We start from the raw sequence: 20,622 nt of genomic DNA, 5'->3' as shown, positions 1-20,622 counted from the left end.
TTTCTCCATAAATTTCAAAAGGAAATCATGCCTGATGCGCATTGCGACGGCGTGAGTACCATTCAAGGATTTGGTGACGATGCAAACTGACGGAACGACCAACGACAACAACAATGAGAAGCGCACCGGACAATGCGCTGGAAATTTGATTCGGCACTCCGGCCATCTGTAGCCCCTGCTGTAAAAATCCCACCAGCAGCGCCGCCAACGCGGACCCCATAATCGACCCGGAGCCGCCATAAATATTGGCGCCTCCCAGCACAACCGCCGTAATGGCCGGCATCAGGAAAGAGGCGCCCAGATCCGAACGTGCGGAGCCAAAGTAAGAAACCAGTAATACGGCGGCGATCGCGGAGGCGCATCCGGTCATGGCATACACGGTATACAACGTGCGATTCACCGGGATCGCGCTGTACTGCGCGACACGGGCGCTCTGGCCAATCAGGAAAACGTTGCGTCCCATATGCGTACGATGCATGAGCAGCCAGAAAAACAGACAGCACACAAGAAAAAAAATAAGCGGCATGGGAATACCAAGAAATGAAATATTGGCAAAGTCAGTGAACGCTGTGGGAAATCCACCAATACCTTCATAACCCGTGGCGCCAGCCATACCAGATAACAATAATGCGCTACCACCAAATAAATACATGGTTCCCAGGGTAATCACCAACGGGTTTACGCCGGTATAAATAATAAGTCCGGCATTTATCAGCCCACATATTGCGCCGAGTAGTAGGGTAATAATAATCGCTAAAGGTAGCGGCATACCGAGCTGAAACAGCACACCCAGGGTAATCGCGCATAGCCCGATTGTAGAACCAAATGAAATATCCATACCACCGCTGACAATAACCATTGTTAGCGGCAAAGCGACAATACCGATACAAATAAAATCGCTAGTGCTAAAAAGTAAGACATTAATATCTAATAAACGTGGATTAATCAGACCGAAAGCCAGAATTTCAAAGATCAATAAGGCTGCCAGCGCAATTTCCCAGCTATAGCGTCGCCATGGATTCATCATGCCACCTCTTTGTTTTTATTCTGTTGTGCGTGCGTTTTTGCTTCCGCCTGTAGTGGAGTGGGTGGTGATATAAAACGGGCATATTTCTGGCGGCGCAGATTGCGTTGTAATGCGCAACGCAGCCGCCCATCGAATACCAGTACGCCCAACAATACCAGGCCAGCAATAAAATCGTTCCACCAGGCGGGGATACGCAGCAGCACTAACACACTATCGATTTGCGTAAGAAAATAAGCGCCGAGAATAGCGCCGATGACCGTGCCTGACCCGCCTAACAGGCTAATTCCCCCCAATACGCAGGCCGCGATGGCTTTCATTTCCAGCCCCGTGCCGGTTTGATTGGGAATGAAGCCAATCTGCGAGGCAAACACGATTCCAGCCAATGCCGCCATACCGCCATTAAGTGAAAATGCCATGATGCGTACCATCTCGGTACGGACACCCAATTGCCGGGCGCCCTGCAGGTTATCGCCGGTGGCGTAAAAATTGCGGCCAAAGGCGGTTTTCGCCAGGAGCCAGGCCATAAGCAGCGCTAACACCAGGGTAAACCAGCCGATTGCGGAAATTCCCAGAAACACGGGAGCAGAGAGTTGCTTTAAGCCTGCGGGTAATCCTTCAATCCATTTTCCCCCTGTCCATAGCAGCATGATCCCACGATACAAGCCCAGCGTTCCCAGAGTGGCGACAATGGCGGGTATCTTCAACCAGGCAACCAGTACGCCATTAAAAAATCCGGCGACAATTCCTAATATTAGTGTGGCCAGGCAGGCGACTGGCAGGCTATAGCCGGCGTTTAACATCACTCCCAGCAATACCGCGCACATGCCTGTCGTCGAGCCCACCGATACATCAATATTGCGGGTGAGCATTACCATCGTCGCGCCAATCGCCAACAGCATCAAAATTTGCGCGCTACTGAAAACCATTGTCAGCGTTTGCACGCTCAAATACTGGCTATCCAGCGCGCCAGGAAACACGAATAAACAGACTATTGCCAGCAGTGCCGTCGCTTCCCGGTTATTTTGGATGAATTTCAACATGTTGCCTCCGACGCACCATGTTCGCCAAACGCAACGTGCATGATGGTATCAACGTTAATTTCCTCGCCGCATAACGCAGGCCCCCCCAGTTCCCCCTGGTGCATGACATATACGCGATCGGCCATCTGCTCTATCTCTTCCAGATCGGAGGAAATAAACAGCACCGCGACATTTTGTTGCGCGATACTGCGCAACAGCTGATAAATATCGCTGCGGGCGGAGACATCGACACCGCGGGTCGGTTCATCGACAATCAGTAATTGCGGAGAGGCCTCCAGGCATTTGGCAATCAATACTTTTTGCTGGTTACCGCCGGATAAAGTACGCGCCGCCTGTTCGGCATTATTGAGTTTGATATTTAACGCGCGGTGGTAACGTTCAAGGGTGGCGTTATCCCGCTGGGGCTTTATCCAAAATCCTTTTTGGTTGTGGGTCAGCGAACAGACATTCCATGCCAGGGAAGCATCAAGATACAGCCCGGATGACTGCCGATCTTCCGGCAAATAGACCAGGCCGAGCTGCAACCGCTGTTGGGTTGTCAGGGCGTTAATTTCTTCGCCATTGAACAGCATCCGCCCCGCATTGACCGGTCTAATACCGTACAGCGTTTCAGCCAGTTCTGTGCGTCCCGCGCCGACCAACCCGGCCAGACCAAGGATTTCGCCTGCCCGCACCTCAAGGTTGATATTCATAAAACCTTCGCCCGTCAGTGACTCCAGCGCTAATACCGTCGCACCACGTTCGTTCTGCGGGCGGCTGCCAGGCAATTCCAGCCACAACTTTTGATTCGCGGAAAGACTGACGCCCTGCGTTGCCGGGGTGATAGCTTGAATAATCTCGTCGGTAGAAAGGTCATGCGTTTTTCCGAATAATGCGATTTTACCGTCACGCATCACGCTAACGCAGTGAGCTAACTGTCTAATTTCTGGTAGCTTATGAGAAATAAATACAATTCCGACCCCCTTTTTCAGCAACTCTTGCAGACGCGTAAATAACCGGTCAGTTTCGGCTGGCGTTAACGACGCCGTGGGCTCATCAAGAATTAAGATTCGCGAGTCGCGCATCAAGCCGCGCATAATTTCAACGATCTGGCGGTCTGCAACATCAAGCGTACCCGCAGCGCTCGCCGGATCGAGTTGGCATCCCATCGCCTTTAATAGCTGCTGCATTTTTTCCGTGGAGGCCTGACGTCCCTGCAAGCCAAACAAGATATTTTCCCGCACAGATAAACTCGGAAATAACAGAGGCTCCTGGGGAACCAGGTAAATGCCATACTGGTGCGCCTTCAGAGGCGTTAAATGACTGCAACGCACACCAGCAATATCGATAGTCCCTCCATCTGGCGGGACTATACCGGCAATAATCTTCATTAATGTTGATTTACCCGCACCATTGCCGCCAAGCAATGCGTGCACCTCTCCCGCATGCAGAGTAAAGTCAATTCCCTTTAGTACTTCGACGCCGGAATAACTTTTATAAATGTTCTGCACACAAATCAGAGGGGATGCAGTATTGTGACTGATTTGCATGTTGCCTCCGCTCCCTCAATGTTGACTGACGGGACTGAACAAATGTTTTTTGAAAAAGAAATTGTTCAAAACGGTAGTAGTTATTTGGTTAAAAAACTCTCATCCAGATCACGTTTTCTGAATAAATGAATTTTTAGATGATAAATGTTCAGATTTGGCGCGTTTTTGTGGCGTTAATCACGGTTATTTCGGAGTGATAACTGAACAATTGTGTTAATGATTTAGAAATGTTCAAAGTAAAGCCAGGTTATGACAATGAGCGATAATACGTTGGTATCTGATTATGGAATGTGCGAAGAAGAGCAGGTGGCGCGTATTGCCTGGTTCTACTATCACGATGGATTGACGCAGAGTGAAATCAGCGAGCGTCTGGGGCTAACCCGGCTAAAGGTTTCTCGTCTGCTGGAGAAAGGGCATCAGTCCGGTATTATTCGCGTACAAATCAACTCCCGCTTCGAAGGGTGTCTTGAGTATGAAAATGCCTTGCGCAACCACTTCGCATTGCAGAATATCCGCGTGCTGCCGGCATTACCCGATGCCGATATTGGTCTGCGTTTAGGAATCGGCGCCGCCCATATGTTGATGGAGTCACTGCGGCCACAGCAACTGCTGGCCGTCGGCTTTGGCGAAGCCACGATGACCACATTAAAACGCCTCAGCGGATTTATCTCGGCGCAACAAATCCGACTGGTCACGTTATCCGGCGGCGTGGGGCCGTATATGACCGGAATAGGCCAGCTTGATGCCGCTTGTAGCGTAAGTATTATGCCCGCGCCGCTGCGCGCATCATCGCAGGAAATTGCCTGCACGCTGCGCAATGAAAATAGCGTGCGGGATGTGATGCTCACAGCGCAAGCTGCCGATGCCGCCATCGTGGGGATTGGGGCAATTAACCAGAAAGATCAAGCCAGTATCTTAAAATCCGGCTATATCACTCAGGGTGAACAACTCATGATTGGCCGCAAAGGCGCAGTAGGCGATATTCTGGGCTATTTTTTTGATGCTCATGGCGAAATTATTCCAGACATCAAAATCCATAACGAATTAATTGGCCTGAAGTTAAATTCACTTTCCACGATCCCAACCGTGATTGGCGTCGCCGGCGGCGAACAAAAAGCAGAAGCTATTATTGCCGCTATGCGCGGTAACTATATCAATGCGCTGGTTACCGATCAGAAAACCGCAGGGAAAATAATTCAACTTATTGAAAAATAAAAAATAAAATAACACTTACCTCAATTCAATAAACAATAACTGACAGGATTTTATGTAACGATGTAAAAATAGCCGAGGATAAAAAAATGGCTCGACTCTGTACCCATACTGAATCAGGACATTACCTGATGGCTCTTGACGCCGGTACCGGTAGCGTCAGAGCAGTAATTTTTGATCTACAAGGAAAGCAAATAGCTGTCGGTCAAGCGGAATGGCAGCATCTGGCCGTGCCGGATGTGCCTGGTTCGATGGAGTTTGATCTTGCCAAAAACTGGCAACTGGCTTGCCAGTGTATCCGTCAGGCACTACAGAAAGCCGCCATCCCTGCAACGGCTATCGCTGCCGTATCGGCCTGCTCGATGCGTGAAGGCATTGTTATTTATGACAGTAACGGCGAACCAATTTGGGCCTGCGCTAATGTTGACGCCCGCGCGGCGCACGAAGTCAGTGAATTAAAAGAGCTGCACGATAACACCTTTGAGGAGGAAGTTTATCGTTGCTCCGGGCAAACGCTGGCGCTCAGCGCTATTCCGCGTCTGCTCTGGCTTGCCCACCATCGTCCGGATATTTATCATCGCGCGTCAACCGTCACTATGATCAGCGACTGGATGGCCTTTATGCTCAGCGGCGAACTGGCGGTCGATCCCTCCAACGCAGGCACGACGGGGTTATTGGATCTGGTGACCCGCAACTGGAAACGTAGTCTGTTACAGATGGCGGGCCTGCGTTCTGACATTCTCTCGCCGGTAAAAGAAACCGGGACGCTGCTCGGTCACATTTCACAGAAAGCGGCTGAACAGTGCGACCTGCAAGCGGGTACGCCGGTCATCGTTGGCGGCGGCGATGTGCAGTTAGGCTGTCTGGGGCTGGGCGTCGTACGCCCGGCGCAAACGGCCGTGCTGGGCGGAACCTTCTGGCAACAGGTGGTCAATCTTCCCGCGCCGGTCACCGACCCAAACATGAACGTTCGCATCAATCCTCATGTGATCCCCGGTATGGTACAAACCGAGTCTATTAGCTTTTTTACTGGGTTAACGATGCGTTGGTTCCGCGACGCCTTTTGCGCCGAGGAAAAACTAATCGCTGAAAGGTTAGGTATTGATGCGTATTCCCTGCTGGAAGATATGGCCAGCCGGGTGCCTCCCGGCGCGCACGGTGTGATGCCCATCTTCTCTGACGTTATGCGTTTTAAACGCTGGTACCATGCCGCGCCGTCGTTTATCAATCTGTCTATCGATCCTGAAAAGTGTAATAAAGCGACCCTATTTCGCGCGCTGGAAGAGAATGCCGCCATTGTTTCCGCCTGCAATTTACAGCAAATTGCCGCGTTTTCCGGCGTACAGGCCGACTCGCTGGTTTTTGCCGGCGGAGGATCTAAAGGCAAATTATGGAGCCAAATACTTGCCGACGTTACGGGACTCACCGTTCACGTACCTGTCGTCAAAGAAGCTACCGCGCTAGGGTGCGCTATTGCCGCAGGCGTTGGCGTGGGTGTCTGGCCATCGCTGGCGGAAACGGGAGAAAAGCTAGTGCGCTGGGATCGGGAGCATAAACCTAATCCTGAAAATTTTGCTGTCTATCAGCAGGCCAGAGAAAAATGGCAGGCCGTTTATCAGGATCAACGCGCGCTGGTCGATGGTGGCTTAACGACATCCCTCTGGAAAGCGCCAGGCCTGTAACAGGAGAATAAGCATGCAAAAAACGAATGAGAAGAATCATGAATACCGCTTTGGCGATAATGGCCCTAAATACTTAATCCGTGGGCCGGGCTGCGATATGGGCGTCGTCATACTACAACCAGGGCAGTCATTCCCTAACCATCGCCATAATACCGCTTGTGAGATTTTTTATACCCTAAGCGGTGAAGTGTGCCTGTATCTGGAAGGAACACCTCATATCCTGCAAACTGGAGATGTTTTACAGTGCGAACCTGGGGAGGCGCATTATCTCATTAATAACGGCGATAAACCCTGGAAAGGCGTGTTTATTAAATCGCCGCATCTGGAAAATGACAGCCACCCCGCAGATCCACCGGCCTGGTAACGCCCGCGCCATCGCCAGATTTTGCCGGATAGCGCCACGAGAGCCTTGTCCGGCCTCCAAACGGCATTCGTTAATGCAATATCAAGCTGCCATTTGATGACCTGTTGGTTCAAGATATCACACTGATGATCCTGAATTTCCTCGGCAGAAGCGCGATTGAAGATCAGTAAATTACGCTCGGTCGCCAGCAGGACAAAAGAGCCATCGCTTTGGCGTATCACCGCCAGCGCGATACATCACAGCATCCCCGCCCGCGCAGGAACTTTCCCTGGTCCCATCGCCACCACAGCAGCAAAAAATAGCAGTGCGGTCATAAACTCCGGCAGCAGCGAGGTCGCCCAGAGCAAAATGGTAATGCCAACGATGATGGACGGGAGGAACAGAGGATGGGACAACCAGAGCGACATACCTGTCTCCTGACGATTTTTTCAGCAAGAATACGACGGACAGTCAGGCAGGTAAACGCCAGGTATAGTGAGGTTATCGCAGGATTAAGTGGACAGATCAGTGATAATGAATTTCACCAAAGTATTCAGACAGCACGTAATAGCGGCAATACTCAAAAGGGCTGTCCTTCCCGACCTGAAACGTCTGTCTGGCGACAGATAACAGCGGTTTATTGGCGGCGATTTGCAATTTTTCGCACAGGTCAGCGGAAGGTAAAATCGCCTCAACTTTTTCTATCGCCGAGTCGCTTGTGACGTTTAATAACGAATAAAGCGACGTATGCTCCAGCGCCTGCGGTGTGAGTTGCAGATCGGGAAAGAAGCTAAGATCAAGATAGATCTTTTCATGGTTAAACGGACGGTTATTCAGGCAACGAATACGCGAAATATAGAGATAGTGATGCTGTGCGGGCAGGCTCAAGCCGTCTGCCTGAGCGTCGCGCGCGCGGCGCGGCGCGATTTCCAGAATACGGTTCTCAATCGCCACGCTGGCGTCCTGGAGATCGCGGGTAATACCGCGAAACGTGTGCCCGTAGCTCACGCCTTCCGGCACCGAGCACACCACCGAACCACTTCCGCGCTGGGAGGAAATAATGCCCGCATTGATTAATTCGCTCCAGGCCTGTTTAACCACAATCAGCGAGACGTTGTAGGCTCTGGCAATCTCTTTTTGCGTCGGCAGCTGGCTGCCTAAAGGCAGGGATCCATTTTGGATCTGCTGACAGATGATAAAAAATAGTTGCTTATAAAGCGGAGTAAAGCTCGTTTTATCAACCTGCAAGCTGCGCACCTCACGTCTTCGCCAGCAGGGGACGTTTTACCGTCCCCGGCAGGGTGAAGTCGCTACCCTGCGATTTGCCTGGCCAGTTCTGCCAAATCGAAATGATTCATACGATCCAAAGTCGTTAAATAATCGGCGGGAAAAGCCTCCACGCCATGGAATGCGCCGGAAATCGCCCCGACCATGGTGGCGACAGTATCAGTATCATTGCCGATATTAACGCCGGAGATAATAGCATCTACGGCAGAATTCGGACAACACGCGAACAGGCCAAAGGCCGCCGGCACCGCTTCACTCACGTGCAGCCCGGAGCCAATAATATCAGCAAGTTCCACCACCGCCGTTTCCCAATGGCGATGACGTTTACCGATATCTACGGCCAGCTCAATGCGTCGGGCAACGGAAGGACCTGCCACCATCATCGCCCCTTGCTCCTGCGCCAGCAGATAGCCCCTTTGCGCACCGTAAATACCGGCGGCAATAATGCTGTCTGCGTTGGTCTGCGCTCTTAACGCCTCGCTGGTTGCCGCCGCCATCGCCGCTGCGCCGGACATCGCCAGCACGTTATTATGCGTAAAGCGGCAAATCTGCAGCGCGCAGTCAATCGCCGCGTCGATATCGCCAGGATGCAGCACCGCCGCTGGCCAAATCTTCATGGCGGCGCCGTTCGTTGCCTCCGCGTTACCCTTATTAATAATCTGTACCGACTGTTTTTCGCCTTCCAGCTCGCCCTGCAAAGAGGCACGATTATCATTAAATATCGCTTTCATTGCCGCACGCGTCGTCGGACCGGTAAAGTTGGCGTAGAAAGGATAATCCAGCCACTGCTGAAAAGCCTCGCGCATCGCCTCGTCGCTGACCTGGCGTTGATGGCGCAGCAGCGCGTCCATAATGTACTTAGCCTGAATAAAATCATCCGTGCACATCCCCGCTTCATTGCAGCGGCCAAACGTGTCCGCAGGCGGTTTTTGAAAGGTCGTCACCCAGCCGCCAAAATAGTCTTTTATCTGCTGCTGGGTGCGTACTTCCGTCGCGGCTCCCATCGCGTCCGCGGCGGCGGCGCCCACCAGGCATCCCAGTATTTTGTTTTGATCAACGTGCATGATGACTCCTTATTTCACGGTCATGGCTTGTGCCAGCGAATGGCTGGAAAGAAAAGTGTTGAGTTGGTCAGGAAACGGTAAAGCGGTCATTGCGCCTTTTGCCGTCACCGCCATAGCGCCGCAGGCGTTGGCATTGCTGATGGCCTCCGCCAGCAGGGCATGGTTCCAGCAATTTGCGCGGGAAAGGGTGAACAACAGTCCGCCGACAAAAGCATCACCGGCTCCCGTGGTATCGACAACATCGACGCGCGGTGCGGGGAAATGGAACTCCCCCTCGGCGGTAATCAACAGAGCGCCATCGGCCCCCAACGAAATAATGGTGGTGTCGCAGCCCAGATCGCGCAGGTAATAACGCGCATCCTGCCAGTGGCTGGCCCCGCTGAGCTGGCACAGCTCATCTGCCGAGACTTTGCAGATAGAAGCCAACGCGGCGGACCGGGCGATCAGTTCAGGGATTTCATCAGTATTCCCCCACATTTTGCTGCGCAGATTGACGTCAAACAGTACGTAACCACCCGCTTCACGCATTCTTCTCGCTCCCTCAAGGCACGCCTCGCGAGCGGGCCTGTCGGTGAGGCCAATTGAGCTGAAGTAAAACCATTCGTGCTGCCTGAACGGCGGCAAATCCTGCGGCGAAACGTAGGTATCAGCCCCCGGATGCACCAGATAGGTAAAGCTGCGTTCCCCGTCAGCCGTCAGGTTGACGATCAGCACCGCGCTGGTCAGGTCCGCATCCAGCCTTAGAAACGTGACATCCACGCCGTTATCCTGGAAAACCTGGCGCAGGAAGCGACCGGCGTCATCATCACCAAGACAACCGATAAAACCGCACTCCCCGCCCAGCCTGGCAACGCATACCCCCACGTTCGCCGACGCTCCGCCGGGGCATTTCAGATAGCTGTTCTGTTTTTCCGGCACCAGGTCAACGGAGGCATCGCCGATAACCCAAACCTTATTCATGGCCTTCATTTGCGCCTCCTTATGCCTGTTTCTGCGCCAGGGCAAGCTGAATATCTCGATAATATTCATTATTAATCAGATACTTTTTCATAAGCAGTCCAACCGCAAGGTGAAACAGAGCCGGAATGAGCGTCATCATCAGCGCAATGCCGGTGAGCGAACGCGCGGTCTGTTCAACATCGGCCTGATAGCCAAAGTGGCTCAGCAGGAATCCGAGTATCCCGCCCGCGATCCCCATCCCAAACTTCTGGAAGAAGAGGATGCCGCCAAACGCCAACCCGGAAACGCGCAGACCGGTTTTCTTTTCTCCGTAATCCACCGCTTCGGCGATAGAGGACCAGAACACCGGCATTTGCATATCGCAGAAGAAATTAATAAGAAAATAGAACGCAAACGCCAGGATAAGATTTTCACGCCCGACGGAGAAATACATCAGCGCGCTCAGGATAAAGGTAATAATCTGGGTGTAGCGGAACATCTTAATTTTGTCCCAGAACTTGGTTATCCAGGTGGTGGCGATCATCGCTAAAATAGAGGCAACGACGCCGGTAGTCAGGAAGGGTGAAATCAGGCTATCTCCGCCGTTCAGATAATACTTGGCGTAATAAGCGGCAACGGAACCGCGAATAACATAACCGCACATCAGCAGCAGAATAACAACGCCGAGAATAATCCACTGATCGTTGCGTAACAGATATTTAAACTGTTTCCCCACCGATAACGACGTAATTTCCGGCTCGCTGCGTTCACGCGTGGTAAGAAAACAGAAGATAAACAGCAAGGCGCCCATCGCCCCCATCAGCCCCATCGAAAACTGGTAACCCAGCGCCTTGTTGCCCTGCCCCAGCCAGACGGCAAGCATCGGTACGACGATAGTCACCAGGAAAGCGGCAATCTTGGTCATCACAAAACGATAGCCGTTGGCGCTTAACCGTTCGACGGGGTCGCTGGTAATGACGCCAATCATCGAAATATAGGGAATGGTGATCGCGGTATAGACCAGAGTCATCAGAATATAGGTGCCATAGGCCCATGCCAGTTTGGCCATATAAGCCATATCAGGCGTAATAAACATCAAATACACGGCGAAACCAAAAGGAATGGCAAACCACAGCAGCCACGGGCGGTAACGCCCCCAGCGCGTGTTCAGTTTATCGGTCAGAACCCCCATGGCCGGATCGATAATGGCATCAATCATCCGCACAACTACAAACAGTACGCCAACATCAGCGGCGCTCAGGCCGTAGATATCGGTATAGAAATAGGCGAGGAGCAGCTGCATGGCGATAATCACAACGTTTATCGCCATATCTCCCGCGCCGAAGCCGATTTTTTCCACGATAGAAAGTTTCATGTTGATATTCCTTTACGCTTAACAGCGCAAATCTGGTGAACAATTAATGATGTCACTACATGAAATAAAAACGTTTTTATATAAGCCATCCACCAGACAATCTATGGAGGCTATGAAGAGAGTGTAACTAACCACCAAAAGATATAAAGGTATACCTTTATATCTTTTGATCGGTTTCACATATTTTTATAGACACGATCTTACCCCAGTTTTAAACCGGGATAAGAATCAATAAGATAATGAGCAGGGGGGTGTAACGAAAATCAGCGGGAAGACAAAATGGCGCAACTATGGTCCTGAATCTCTTCCGCCGATGCGCGATTAAGCGTCAGCAGGTTACGCTCGGTCGCCAGCAGAACAAAAGAGTCGTCGCTTTGGCGTACCACCGCCAGCGCATAGCGTCCCATATGATCGCGCGCTTCCGGCACCTCTTCCGCCAGCATCATAAACGGACTACGCTGCGCCAGTTCGCTCTCGGTTACCCGGCGCGCCAGGTATTCATGCCCCATCAGGCCACCCGGCAGCGGAAGCCAGCGAGTGCTGATGCGCGTGAGATCGTTATCCAGTTGTTCCCGAACGTCAGGACGGATGCAAGAAATATGGATATGCAAATGGTCCTGTGAACGACCAAGCCGCGAATTAATCGCCAGCGAGACCGCGCTATCCGGAATATCATGCCCGTATTTTTTACTCATATAGCCGCGAGCCTGCCAGGCCAGCCAGAAAAAGTTGGGCGTAGCGGGTTCCAGCAATAGCGGGCTTTCTGTACCGTTGATACGGTAGGTGGGCATCAATAAATATTGCAACGGACCGTGACGATCTTTAAAGACGACATAGCCAGCGCGAGGTTTGACTTCCGCGCACGGCGCTGGGTTTTGATGCTGTAACTGATCGGGCAGGCATTGTTCAAGCACGATTTCCCGTAATGCATCAGGGTTGCCGGAAAATTTCCAGTAACCGACGCCCGCCGCGGCGACAATCACTATCACCGCCAGTAAAAAGTAGCCTGTTTTTTTCATGATATGCGTTCCCTGTGACCCATAGACGGGGAAGAGTAACGCAAAATTGTGGCAAAGAAAAAACCCGGTAACATAATACGTTACCGGGTTTATAAACGGTTTAGCGTTTGCTGATTTGGTCGAACGTACCGCCATTAGCGAAGTGATCTTTTTGCGCCTTCGCCCAGCCGCCAAACACCTCGTCAATGGTGAACAGCTTCAGCTTCGGAAACGCATCGTCGTATTTTTTCGCCACGTCAGCATCGCGCGGACGGTAGAAGTTTTTCGCTGCTATCTCCTGCCCTTCCGGCGAGTAGAGATACTTCAGGTAGGCTTCCGCTACCGCTTTGGTGTCTTTCTTTTCCACCACTTTGTCGACCACGGAAACGGTCGGCTCTGCGAGAATAGATTCACTCGGGGTCACTATCTCGAATTTATCTTTACCCAGTTCATTCGTCGCCAGTAGCGCTTCGTTTTCCCAGGCGATCAGCACATCACCGATACCGCGTTCAACGAAAGTATTGGTTGAGCCGCGCGCGCCGGAGTCCAGCACTTCAACGTTTTTAAACAGGGCTTTGACAAAGTCCTGCGCTTTGGCCTGATCGTTATTGTTGTGGTGCAGGGCGTAGCCCCATGCCGCCAGATAGTTCCAGCGGGCGCCGCCGGAGCTTTTCGGGTTTGGCGTAATCACCGACACACCGGGTTTAATCAGATCGTTCCAGTCATGAATTTGTTTTGGATTGCCTTTGCGGACCAGGAAAACGATGGTTGAAGTGTAAGGTGCTGAGTTATCCGGCAGACGCTTGATCCAGTTTTTATCGATACGACCACGTTCAGCAATAGCGTCCACATCGTAAGCCAGCGCCAGCGTCACGACATCGGCTTCAATGCCGTTAATGACGGAAGTCGCCTGTTTACCCGAACCGCCGTGCGATTGGCGGATCACGACGTTGTCGCCGGTTTCCTGCTTCCAGTGCGCGCTAAACGCTTTGTTGTACTGCTCGTACAGCTCACGCGTTGGATCGTACGATACGTTAAGTAACTGAATATCCTTTGCCAGAATGCTGGTTGACGCCAGCAATAATGTGAATCCCACGCCCCACTTTTTCATCGCCCGACTCGCTTATGTTGTGTTGTGATGAGCAAAGCGTGCCAGAAAGCGATCCAAACATTAAAGAATAAAAAAAGATTGGCTATAACTTCGAGGAATAAATCTGAGGGATTGCCGGATGGCGGCTAGCGCCTAATCCGGCCTACACGTTTCTGCAACCTGTAGGCCTGATAAGCGTAGCGCCATCAGGCGCGCAAAAACAATCAGTACAGTTTTTTCGCGCACTCCATCCAGTCGCTTTTGAACGGACGCTTCATGTTTTCAATCGCATCAATGATGTCATGATGAACAAGCTGCTCGTTCTGGATACCGACACAACGACCGCCATGGCCTTCCAGCAGCAGGTCAATAGCATACGCGCCCATACGGGAAGCCAGAATGCGATCGTAAGGTACCGGGGAACCACCGCGCTGAATGTGGCCGAGCACCGTCGCACGCGTTTCACGGCCCGTTTCTTTTTCAATAAAGTGCGCCAGTTCGTCAACATCGCACATATGCTCAGTAATAGCGACGATAGCGTGTTTTTTCCCTTTCGCGATCCCGGCTTTGATTTCGGCCACCAGATCTTCGCGATTAAATTCAACTTCCGGCACCACGATAAACTCACAGCCGCCAGCAATAGCCGCCGCCAACGTCAGGTCGCCGCAATAACGGCCCATCACCTCAACGATAGAGATACGCTGGTGAGAAGAGGAGGTGTCACGCAGACGGTCAATCGCTTCCACTACAGTGCCGAGAGCAGTGAAATAGCCGATAGTGTAGTCGGTGCCTTTGATGTCGTTATCGATAGTGCCTGGCAGACCGATGCACGGGAAGCCCATTTCAGTCAGACGTTTTGCACCCATATAAGAACCGTCGCCGCCAATAACTACCAGCGCATCGATGCCGCGTTTTTTCAGGTTTTCGATCGCGACAGCGCGAATATTTTCGTCACGGAATTCCGGGAAACGGGCGGAACCGAGGAAAGTACCGCCACGGTTGATCATGTCAGATACGCTGTAACGGTCAAGCTGCACCATACGATCTTCATACAGGCCCAGATAGCCGTCATAAATGCCCATGACTTCCAGCCCTTCCGTCAACGCTGCGCGCACAACACCGCGGATTGCCGCGTTCATGCCCGGCGCATCACCGCCGCTTGTCAACACACCGATTTTCTTAATCATGACTACCTCTGAACTTTGGAATGCAAAATGAAATCTATTGCCGGAAGCCGATTTCGCACTTCGAAACGATCCAACGAATATACAGATAGTATAACAATCCCTTCCTGCTGAATTGATTCAGGTCAGGCCAAATGGCGGTAATTTATACACAAAATGCTGGCCTGGCTCACTTTTTAACAATCAATTATACAAGCTCGAACTTCCTGCCTTCCCTGGGGACGACTGAACAGGGATCCTGATGAATAATGACATCTGAACCCGGAAAACGCCGCAAAATCGCCTGCTCTACCTGGTCAGCCACAAAATGCGCCTGAACGAGCGGCAGATTATCTTCCATTTCCAAATGAATCTGAATAAAGCGAGTCGGCCCTGACTGCCGCGTGCGGAGATCGTGCGCGCCGCTGACTCCCGGCCATGACGTCACGATATCAATAATTTCCTGTCGTTCCGCATCGGGCAGCGCGCGATCCAATAATGACTGCACCGCCTCATACCCCATACGCAACGCGCTATACAAAATATAGATGCCGATACCTAACGCAAACAGGGCATCCGCACGATGCCAACCGTACCAGGATAACCCCAGCGCGATAAGAATCGCTCCGTTCATCATAACATCAGACTGATAATGAAGCATATCCGCCCGTACCGCCTGACTTTGGGTCTTGCGTACCACCCAGCGCTGAAACGTGACCAGTATAATAGTGCATATCAGAGCGATGACGGTAACGCCAATCCCCACGCCGGGGTCGTTCATTGGCGTCGGCTTAATCAGATTCTGGATACTGGTCAAAAACAGAAACAACGCCGAACCGGAAATAAACATACTTTGCGCCAGCGCCGCCAGCGACTCCGCTTTACCGTGCCCAAACGTGTGTTCATCATCTGCGGGTTGCAGCGAATAACGCACGACCAACAAATTCGTCAATGACGCGGCAATATCCACCAGCGAGTCCACCAACGCCGCCAGAATACTCACCGATCCCGTATACCACCACGCAAAAATTTTGATCAAAAGTAACGCTGATGCCATCGCCGTTGCCGCGATAGCCGCCCGGCTAACCAGCCGTCCATAGGTTTGATTCATAAATACTCCCGCTATCTTCTGCCGGTAGTATAACGGATGGTTTAAAACAGTAAGCTAATAACAGAATGACAAACTGGAGATAAAAAAAACCCCCACATCATGTGGGGGAAGACAGGGATGGTGTCACAAAAAAGCACCTAACCTGATGATATAAATGGATTTATGTCAACCGCTGTCCACATAGCGTCCACATCGACCATAAATAAAGCCCCTCAACTGAGGGGCTATTTTTGTGATCACATCCACATAATTTGCTGCCCTGACGGCAACGGGTGCGGCCTTACGGCGTGGACTTCTCCCGGCTTCACGATGTATCTCTGTACCGACTCATAGGTGATGAACGTGGCGCTGCAATTCACGTTCTGACACTGGTGATAACGCTCTTTTGTCGTGTCAGTGATATAGCGGCTTGTACGCGCATGTGCGGCATGCTGGCATAAAGGACAATGAAACATCGCGAGCACCTCTTCCGGTTTTGTTGATAGTGCCATTCTAGTTAATTTATCCTTATAAAACAAACAGATAAATAAAACATATCACTCATTATCTTCTGTTTCGTACTCCACATCAGAAAGCCTGACCTCAAGCTCTAAGGACGTCGTGAAGCCGCTATTATTCAGAAAATGTGTCACCTTAGTGATTGTCCAGTCCTGCTCGTCTATGACGCGCTTAAAGCCTGACACTTTGACCGGCGTTTCCGTGTAAATATCTGCACGACCGGTAGCCAGGATGATGGAGAACTCCGCAACGCCCCGTTGCAGTTTATCCCACTTCGCCTGAGCGGCGCGCATGGCCTGCGCTTTCGTGGCATATACCGTGGTCAGGGCAAAAACGTTGTCAGCCTCACCGGCCATGTATTCACCTTCGCGTGCTTCCGGTACTTTTGGCGCTTTCTTCTGCGTGACTGGTTTCGCTTTCGGGTGCTCCAGTGCGCGCAGGTGTTTCTCTTTCTTTTTGCGTTTCAGTTTTACCTTCTGCTTTTGCGGCTTCGGGTCTTTGGTGTGTAACCACTTTGCCGTTACACCGGTATAGGCTCCACGGTCAGCAATCGCAAAATGATGGCGGTCGCCGTCACTGCGGGTGATGGTAATCTGCGGGATTTTTTTACCGCTGGCCGTCACCCCCTGCCCCGCTTTGAGAAACAACAGTTTTCCCATTTTTACCGACACCTCACCGCCGTTGCGTTCTGCAAGACGGGTCAGGAATTTCGCATCAGACTCCTGCGACTGGTCGATGTGCGGGATTTTAATTCCGGCCAGTGACGGAGCGACACTGGCTTCCAGCTTATTACGGGAGGCTATCGCCTCAACAATCGCACCGAGCGTGGTGTCATGCCATGAGCCTTCACGGCGGGAATTGAGCGTCCCGCGAAAATCTGCACTCCGGGCGCGGATGGTGACCACATCCGGTGCGCCCCGGTGTTCAACCTCATCAACGGTAAATTTCCCTTTGCATACCAGGGCAAAACCTTTCCAGCCGATATACACCGTCAGGACAGCGCCACGAACCGGCAGCCCGACCTGCCCGTCGGCATCGTTCAGCTCAATATCAAGCTGGTCAGCCTCAAAGCCCCGGTTATCCGTCAGGGTCATGCTCATCAGACGGTCGCTGATATTGCCGGTAATATCCCTGCTGTCGAGCATCAGCATGTAATCCGGCGTCAGCGTACTGCCTGCATCAAATGTCAGCGCATCCAGCATTATCCCGCCCCCGTCATACCCGTGAATCTGGTCGCCATACTGCCAGCCTTACCGATGAGCGACTCCGCCTGTTTACCGATATCGCCATAAAGCGCGGCCAGTGATTCATCCACGCGGGTGAGCGACAGCGTAAAATCAATTTTCCGGGGTGTGCCGTCTGCAAAGAAAATACTCCCTGTTTCACTCACCCTGCTGATGACATACATGCCGTAAATCATGCCGGAGCCATCCAGCAACGGCCACGCCCGGCCTTCCTCTGCCATCAGTCTGAGCGTGGTCATCGTCAGCTTGCCGCCGGTCAGTTCGGGATAAAGCACACCGGCAAGCGTGATGTTTTCCTCGCCAACACCGAGAAACTGAAAGGCATCCCGTTTACCGATACGGGAATTTGACGGCCAGCGATAATCTGATTCACGCTGCATGGTCTGGTGTGGCAGCGTCTGGCGCATAAAAACAAACATACCTAACGCGAGCATCATTTTTCGTCACCTCCTTAACCGTCATGCATCATGCTGGCACGGGCGCGCGCACGTTTATCCCGCTCGTATTTTTCGAGCGCATCCTGTAACTGGCGGTCAAGCTGTGTCCCCGGCGCAGTACCACCCGTCAGGCTGATGTGATATTCGTTTTTACTCTGGTCCACATAAGAGCGGCCAGCCGGTGCCGTAACCGGCTGATAAGCCTGATAACCTGCATAAGAGCTGGTCGCCGGAATATAACCACCGGTGCCATACGTGGCGGCATGAGTTCTGGCGGCGGTCTGGTCAAGTGTGTCTGACTCTTTGTTGATAACACCGAGTTTTTCCAGTACCCAGTCAATACCGCTGCGCAGTTTGTTGAACGCATTAAGCGGCAGCATCAGCGCGTCAGCCAGTGCCTGCCCGAACATGACCCCCGTGTCACGGCAACGGTTCAGGGTGTCCTGTGTGGCTTTAACCGGGGCAATCAGGTTTTTAAACCACTGCCACGCGGCCTGTAACTTTTCACCCAGCCAGTCAAAAACCGGTTTAAGTGGCGTGAACAGTTCCCCCACCGGCGCAAATGCCGCTTTCAGCCCTTCCACCACACCGCCAAAGAATGCGCTGACAGGCTCCCAGTATTTACGGATAAGCAACGCCCCGGCGACAATGGCGGCCACCACGGCCACAACCGGCCAGCTAATCGCCCCGATGGCCGTCATAACAGCACTGCCAACCGTCGTGAAGATTGCCCCCATTGCGCCTGCTGCCGCGATGATGGCATTAATGCCGGTGATAACCGGCCAGGCTACAAGACCAATTGCACCGATGATGCCAATAAGCGCCAGTGCGCCACCGACAATAAGGCCGATGGTTGACGCCAGTGATTTGTTTTTCTGGATCCAGCCGTCGAGTTTTAACACATACTTTGTGGCCGTCTGCGTGAGATTACGCAGTGCGCCTTCCTGTTGGTCAAACAGGTCAGTCCCCACCGCCTCATAAGCAGACTGAAACTCCTTAAAGTCACCGCCTAGGTTGTCCTGCATGATATTTACCAGCTCGGCGGTCTTCCCGTCTGAGGCTTTAAACGCAGCGGTCAGTTTGTCCAGCTTTCCGGTTGAGGCGGCAGTCATCAGCACGGCGGCGGCTGAGCTGGCCTCCTCCCCGAAAATAGTTTTCATGTATTCAGCCTGCTGGGCAGTACCGAGCCGGTTTTTCTCAAAACTGGCCTGCATTTCTTTCAGAATGGTAAATATTGGCCGGGTGTTTCCCTTGCTGTCTGAGGTTTTCACTCCAAGCTCTTTGAGTGCATCCCATGCTTTTCCCGTCGGTGCCTGCAGGCGGCTTAACACGGCACGGCTTCCCGTCCCCGCCATTGAGCCTGTGATTTTTGCATCATGCAGCGCCCCGACCATTGCGGCGGTTTCTTCAATGCTGACACCGGCATTTTTTGCCACAGGTGCGGCATAGGTCAGCGCATCGCTCATGCCGTCAAAATCGGCGGCGGTTTTGTTCATCGTCATGGAGAGAACATCCCCGATATGAGCGACCTTATCGTTTGAAAGCTGAAAGGCGGATTTCATCCCCATCAGCAGGGCGGCGTTTTCTTCCATCGTGCGGCGGTTCGCCAGCGCCATATTCAGCGTGACCGGCGTTGCCGCCTGAATGGCATCAACATCCCCACCCGCTTTCGCGATGATTATCTGTGCACCGGCCGCATCATCCGCCGAGGCGGCGGTATTGTCGCCGAGCTGGCGCGCCTGTTTGCGTAGTGCGGTCATTTCGGCGGAGTCTTTTGCCACACCGAGCACGGCCTGCAATTCTGAGTTTTTCTGCGCAAACTCATAACCGGGCATCAGCAACTTAACTCCGGCCATCGTTCCCGCCGCCGCAATCCCCACACCGGCAGCGCCCACTGAGGCCATATTTCCGGCCAGTTCCTTTCCGGCCTGATAACGCTGTTTTACTGCATTAAGTTTTGCCTGTTGTGCACTGACACGCGCCAGCGCGTCACGCTGCCGGTTAAGTTGTGCGGTGGTTTCACTGATACGGTTTTTCAGTCCCTGCTCATCATGTGCAAGATTGCGGGTATTAATTCCCACAACGGCCAGTTCCCGTTGCTGGCGTTTAACGGAATCCGTCAGGCGGTTATATTTCGCCTGTAAGTCCTCCGCCGCACGCTTTGCGGATTCCAGCGCTTTCGCCTGAGCACGGGTCGGACGTTCGGTGTTTTTAAACTGTGTGGCAAGGGCTTCGGCTTCCTGCCGTGCCTTTTCAAGTGCATGACCAGTCACGGCGAGCTGTGCACTGGTCTTGCGGAATCCCTCAATACGGGATGCATGACCGTTCAGCTCGCGCAGTGATTTTTGTGTGTCCCGGATATCCCCCGACAGCGACTTACTCGCTGTGCGGATGGATTTAAACGGGCGGGATGCCTGGTCAACAGCCCTGAGCAATACCTGTAATTTTACATTGTTACTCATTCGTGTTTCCGCTTCGCCGGAGCGCCTTTTCGCGCCATGTGATGAGTTCGGTCAGACTCATGGGATACAGTTCTGATGGCGGCCAGTGAAATATCACTGCCACATCCGCCATCAGGTCATC

General features: G+C 52.4%; 19 protein-coding genes and 2 pseudogenes. 3 read left to right on the top strand and 18 right to left on the bottom strand.

Features of this window, described 5'->3' with window-relative positions; all coding sequences use genetic code 11:
* Window positions 1-25 precede the first annotated feature (25 nt).
* Genes lsrD through lsrA form a run of 3 tightly spaced genes read right to left on the bottom strand, consistent with a single transcriptional unit; the run spans window position 26 to window position 3,596 of the window.
* A complete protein-coding gene (gene lsrD, locus ABVM99_RS19470; RefSeq protein ID WP_000981826.1) occupies window positions 26-1,027 on the bottom strand; it encodes an autoinducer 2 ABC transporter permease LsrD in 1,002 nt (333 codons plus the stop codon).
* Complete coding sequence (gene lsrC / locus ABVM99_RS19465) at window positions 1,024-2,067, bottom strand: autoinducer 2 ABC transporter permease LsrC (protein ID WP_000911133.1); 1,044 nt, start codon at window positions 2,065-2,067, stop codon at window positions 1,024-1,026. Before lsrC ends, lsrD begins: the two co-directional genes overlap by 4 nt.
* Window positions 2,061-3,596, bottom strand: a complete 1,536-nt coding sequence (gene lsrA, locus ABVM99_RS19460) for an autoinducer 2 ABC transporter ATP-binding protein LsrA (protein WP_001167248.1) — start codon at window positions 3,594-3,596, stop codon at window positions 2,061-2,063. The genes lsrC and lsrA overlap by 7 nt, the downstream gene beginning before the upstream one ends.
* A gap of 255 nt (window positions 3,597-3,851) precedes the next feature.
* Between lsrA and lsrR the strand changes: the two genes are divergently transcribed.
* The 3 genes from lsrR to ABVM99_RS19445 all read left to right on the top strand — a co-directional run bounded on the left by lsrR (window position 3,852) and on the right by ABVM99_RS19445 (window position 6,854).
* Complete coding sequence (gene lsrR, locus ABVM99_RS19455; RefSeq protein ID WP_001283049.1) at window positions 3,852-4,811, top strand: transcriptional regulator LsrR; 960 nt, start codon at window positions 3,852-3,854, stop codon at window positions 4,809-4,811.
* Between the two features lie 86 nt (window positions 4,812-4,897).
* Window positions 4,898-6,490 (top strand): autoinducer-2 kinase, encoded by a 1,593-nt coding sequence (gene lsrK, locus ABVM99_RS19450; RefSeq protein WP_000113083.1) that lies wholly within the window; start codon window positions 4,898-4,900, stop codon window positions 6,488-6,490.
* A 13-nt stretch (window positions 6,491-6,503) separates the two neighbouring features.
* Window positions 6,504-6,854 (top strand): cupin domain-containing protein, encoded by a 351-nt coding sequence (locus tag ABVM99_RS19445; protein WP_001173080.1) that lies wholly within the window; start codon window positions 6,504-6,506, stop codon window positions 6,852-6,854.
* A 101-nt stretch (window positions 6,855-6,955) separates the two neighbouring features.
* Here ABVM99_RS19445 and ABVM99_RS19440 read toward each other — a convergent pair.
* The 15 genes and pseudogenes from ABVM99_RS19440 to ABVM99_RS19370 all read right to left on the bottom strand — a co-directional run.
* Window positions 6,956-7,084: pseudogene (locus tag ABVM99_RS19440) on the bottom strand (CDP-diacylglycerol diphosphatase); the annotation flags it as partial.
* Window positions 7,085-7,135: 51 nt separating this feature from the next.
* Window positions 7,136-7,261, bottom strand: a pseudogene (locus tag ABVM99_RS19435) (hypothetical protein); the annotation flags it as partial.
* Window positions 7,262-7,358: 97 nt separating this feature from the next.
* The gene (locus ABVM99_RS19430) at window positions 7,359-8,081 is read right to left on the bottom strand and encodes a GntR family transcriptional regulator (RefSeq protein ID WP_023195948.1); all 723 of its coding nucleotides are present in this window, start codon (window positions 8,079-8,081) and stop codon (window positions 7,359-7,361) included.
* Between the two features lie 62 nt (window positions 8,082-8,143).
* Window positions 8,144-9,184 carry an ADP-ribosylglycohydrolase family protein gene (locus ABVM99_RS19425; protein ID WP_023195949.1) on the bottom strand — a complete coding sequence of 347 codons (1,041 nt, stop codon included), beginning with the start codon at window positions 9,182-9,184 and terminating at the stop codon, window positions 8,144-8,146.
* A 9-nt stretch (window positions 9,185-9,193) separates the two neighbouring features.
* On the bottom strand, window positions 9,194-10,153 hold the full coding sequence (locus ABVM99_RS19420) for an aminoimidazole riboside kinase (RefSeq protein ID WP_023195950.1): 960 nt from the start codon (window positions 10,151-10,153) through the stop codon (window positions 9,194-9,196).
* A gap of 10 nt (window positions 10,154-10,163) precedes the next feature.
* Window positions 10,164-11,498 (bottom strand): MFS transporter, encoded by a 1,335-nt coding sequence (locus tag ABVM99_RS19415; RefSeq protein WP_000777316.1) that lies wholly within the window; start codon window positions 11,496-11,498, stop codon window positions 10,164-10,166.
* 263 nt (window positions 11,499-11,761) lie between these two features.
* Window positions 11,762-12,517 (bottom strand): CDP-diacylglycerol diphosphatase, encoded by a 756-nt coding sequence (locus tag ABVM99_RS19410; protein WP_000750762.1) that lies wholly within the window; start codon window positions 12,515-12,517, stop codon window positions 11,762-11,764.
* 100 nt (window positions 12,518-12,617) lie between these two features.
* Entirely contained in the window at window positions 12,618-13,607 is a 990-nt protein-coding gene (locus tag ABVM99_RS19405) for a sulfate ABC transporter substrate-binding protein (protein ID WP_000758711.1), read from the bottom strand.
* Window positions 13,608-13,810: 203 nt separating this feature from the next.
* Window positions 13,811-14,773, bottom strand: a complete 963-nt coding sequence (gene pfkA / locus ABVM99_RS19400; RefSeq protein WP_000591793.1) for a 6-phosphofructokinase — start codon at window positions 14,771-14,773, stop codon at window positions 13,811-13,813.
* Window positions 14,774-14,957: 184 nt separating this feature from the next.
* Complete coding sequence (gene fieF, locus ABVM99_RS19395; RefSeq protein ID WP_001077321.1) at window positions 14,958-15,860, bottom strand: CDF family cation-efflux transporter FieF; 903 nt, start codon at window positions 15,858-15,860, stop codon at window positions 14,958-14,960.
* A 236-nt stretch (window positions 15,861-16,096) separates the two neighbouring features.
* Entirely contained in the window at window positions 16,097-16,315 is a 219-nt protein-coding gene (gene ogrK, locus ABVM99_RS19390; RefSeq protein ID WP_000468308.1) for a prophage transcriptional regulator OgrK, read from the bottom strand.
* 81 nt (window positions 16,316-16,396) lie between these two features.
* Window positions 16,397-17,560 (bottom strand): phage late control D family protein, encoded by a 1,164-nt coding sequence (locus ABVM99_RS19385; RefSeq protein ID WP_000882949.1) that lies wholly within the window; start codon window positions 17,558-17,560, stop codon window positions 16,397-16,399.
* The gene (locus ABVM99_RS19380) at window positions 17,560-18,039 is read right to left on the bottom strand and encodes a phage tail protein (RefSeq protein ID WP_000978885.1); all 480 of its coding nucleotides are present in this window, start codon (window positions 18,037-18,039) and stop codon (window positions 17,560-17,562) included. Before ABVM99_RS19380 ends, ABVM99_RS19385 begins: the two co-directional genes overlap by 1 nt.
* A gap of 14 nt (window positions 18,040-18,053) precedes the next feature.
* Window positions 18,054-20,501, bottom strand: a complete 2,448-nt coding sequence (locus ABVM99_RS19375) for a phage tail tape measure protein (protein WP_023223134.1) — start codon at window positions 20,499-20,501, stop codon at window positions 18,054-18,056.
* Window positions 20,494-20,613, bottom strand: coding sequence for a GpE family phage tail protein (locus ABVM99_RS19370; RefSeq protein ID WP_000785970.1), 120 nt, complete (start codon window positions 20,611-20,613; stop codon window positions 20,494-20,496). The genes ABVM99_RS19375 and ABVM99_RS19370 overlap by 8 nt, the downstream gene beginning before the upstream one ends.
* Window positions 20,614-20,622: the final 9 nt, after the last annotated feature.

Origin of the sequence: Salmonella sp. SJTUF15591, assembly GCF_043356435.1 — a bacterium.
Taxonomy (GTDB): domain Bacteria; phylum Pseudomonadota; class Gammaproteobacteria; order Enterobacterales; family Enterobacteriaceae; genus Salmonella; species Salmonella enterica.
This window is presented reverse-complemented; position numbering and strand designations above follow the sequence as displayed.

Coding starts and splice junctions, on each gene's coding strand:
- lsrD (WP_000981826.1), bottom strand. CDS start 1,027: ATGATGAATCCATGGCGACGCTATAGCTGGGAAATTGCGCTGGCAGCC.
- lsrC (WP_000911133.1), bottom strand. CDS start 2,067: ATGTTGAAATTCATCCAAAATAACCGGGAAGCGACGGCACTGCTGGCA.
- lsrA (WP_001167248.1), bottom strand. CDS start 3,596: ATGCAAATCAGTCACAATACTGCATCCCCTCTGATTTGTGTGCAGAAC.
- lsrR (WP_001283049.1), top strand. CDS start 3,852: ATGAGCGATAATACGTTGGTATCTGATTATGGAATGTGCGAAGAAGAG.
- lsrK (WP_000113083.1), top strand. CDS start 4,898: ATGGCTCGACTCTGTACCCATACTGAATCAGGACATTACCTGATGGCT.
- ABVM99_RS19445 (WP_001173080.1), top strand. CDS start 6,504: ATGCAAAAAACGAATGAGAAGAATCATGAATACCGCTTTGGCGATAAT.
- ABVM99_RS19425 (WP_023195949.1), bottom strand. CDS start 9,184: ATGCACGTTGATCAAAACAAAATACTGGGATGCCTGGTGGGCGCCGCC.
- ABVM99_RS19420 (WP_023195950.1), bottom strand. CDS start 10,153: ATGAAGGCCATGAATAAGGTTTGGGTTATCGGCGATGCCTCCGTTGAC.
- ABVM99_RS19415 (WP_000777316.1), bottom strand. CDS start 11,498: ATGAAACTTTCTATCGTGGAAAAAATCGGCTTCGGCGCGGGAGATATG.
- ABVM99_RS19410 (WP_000750762.1), bottom strand. CDS start 12,517: ATGAAAAAAACAGGCTACTTTTTACTGGCGGTGATAGTGATTGTCGCC.
- ABVM99_RS19405 (WP_000758711.1), bottom strand. CDS start 13,607: ATGAAAAAGTGGGGCGTGGGATTCACATTATTGCTGGCGTCAACCAGC.
- pfkA (WP_000591793.1), bottom strand. CDS start 14,773: ATGATTAAGAAAATCGGTGTGTTGACAAGCGGCGGTGATGCGCCGGGC.
- fieF (WP_001077321.1), bottom strand. CDS start 15,860: ATGAATCAAACCTATGGACGGCTGGTTAGCCGGGCGGCTATCGCGGCA.
- ogrK (WP_000468308.1), bottom strand. CDS start 16,315: ATGTTTCATTGTCCTTTATGCCAGCATGCCGCACATGCGCGTACAAGC.
- ABVM99_RS19385 (WP_000882949.1), bottom strand. CDS start 17,560: ATGCTGGATGCGCTGACATTTGATGCAGGCAGTACGCTGACGCCGGAT.
- ABVM99_RS19380 (WP_000978885.1), bottom strand. CDS start 18,039: ATGATGCTCGCGTTAGGTATGTTTGTTTTTATGCGCCAGACGCTGCCA.
- ABVM99_RS19375 (WP_023223134.1), bottom strand. CDS start 20,501: ATGAGTAACAATGTAAAATTACAGGTATTGCTCAGGGCTGTTGACCAG.
- ABVM99_RS19370 (WP_000785970.1), bottom strand. CDS start 20,613: ATGGCGGATGTGGCAGTGATATTTCACTGGCCGCCATCAGAACTGTAT.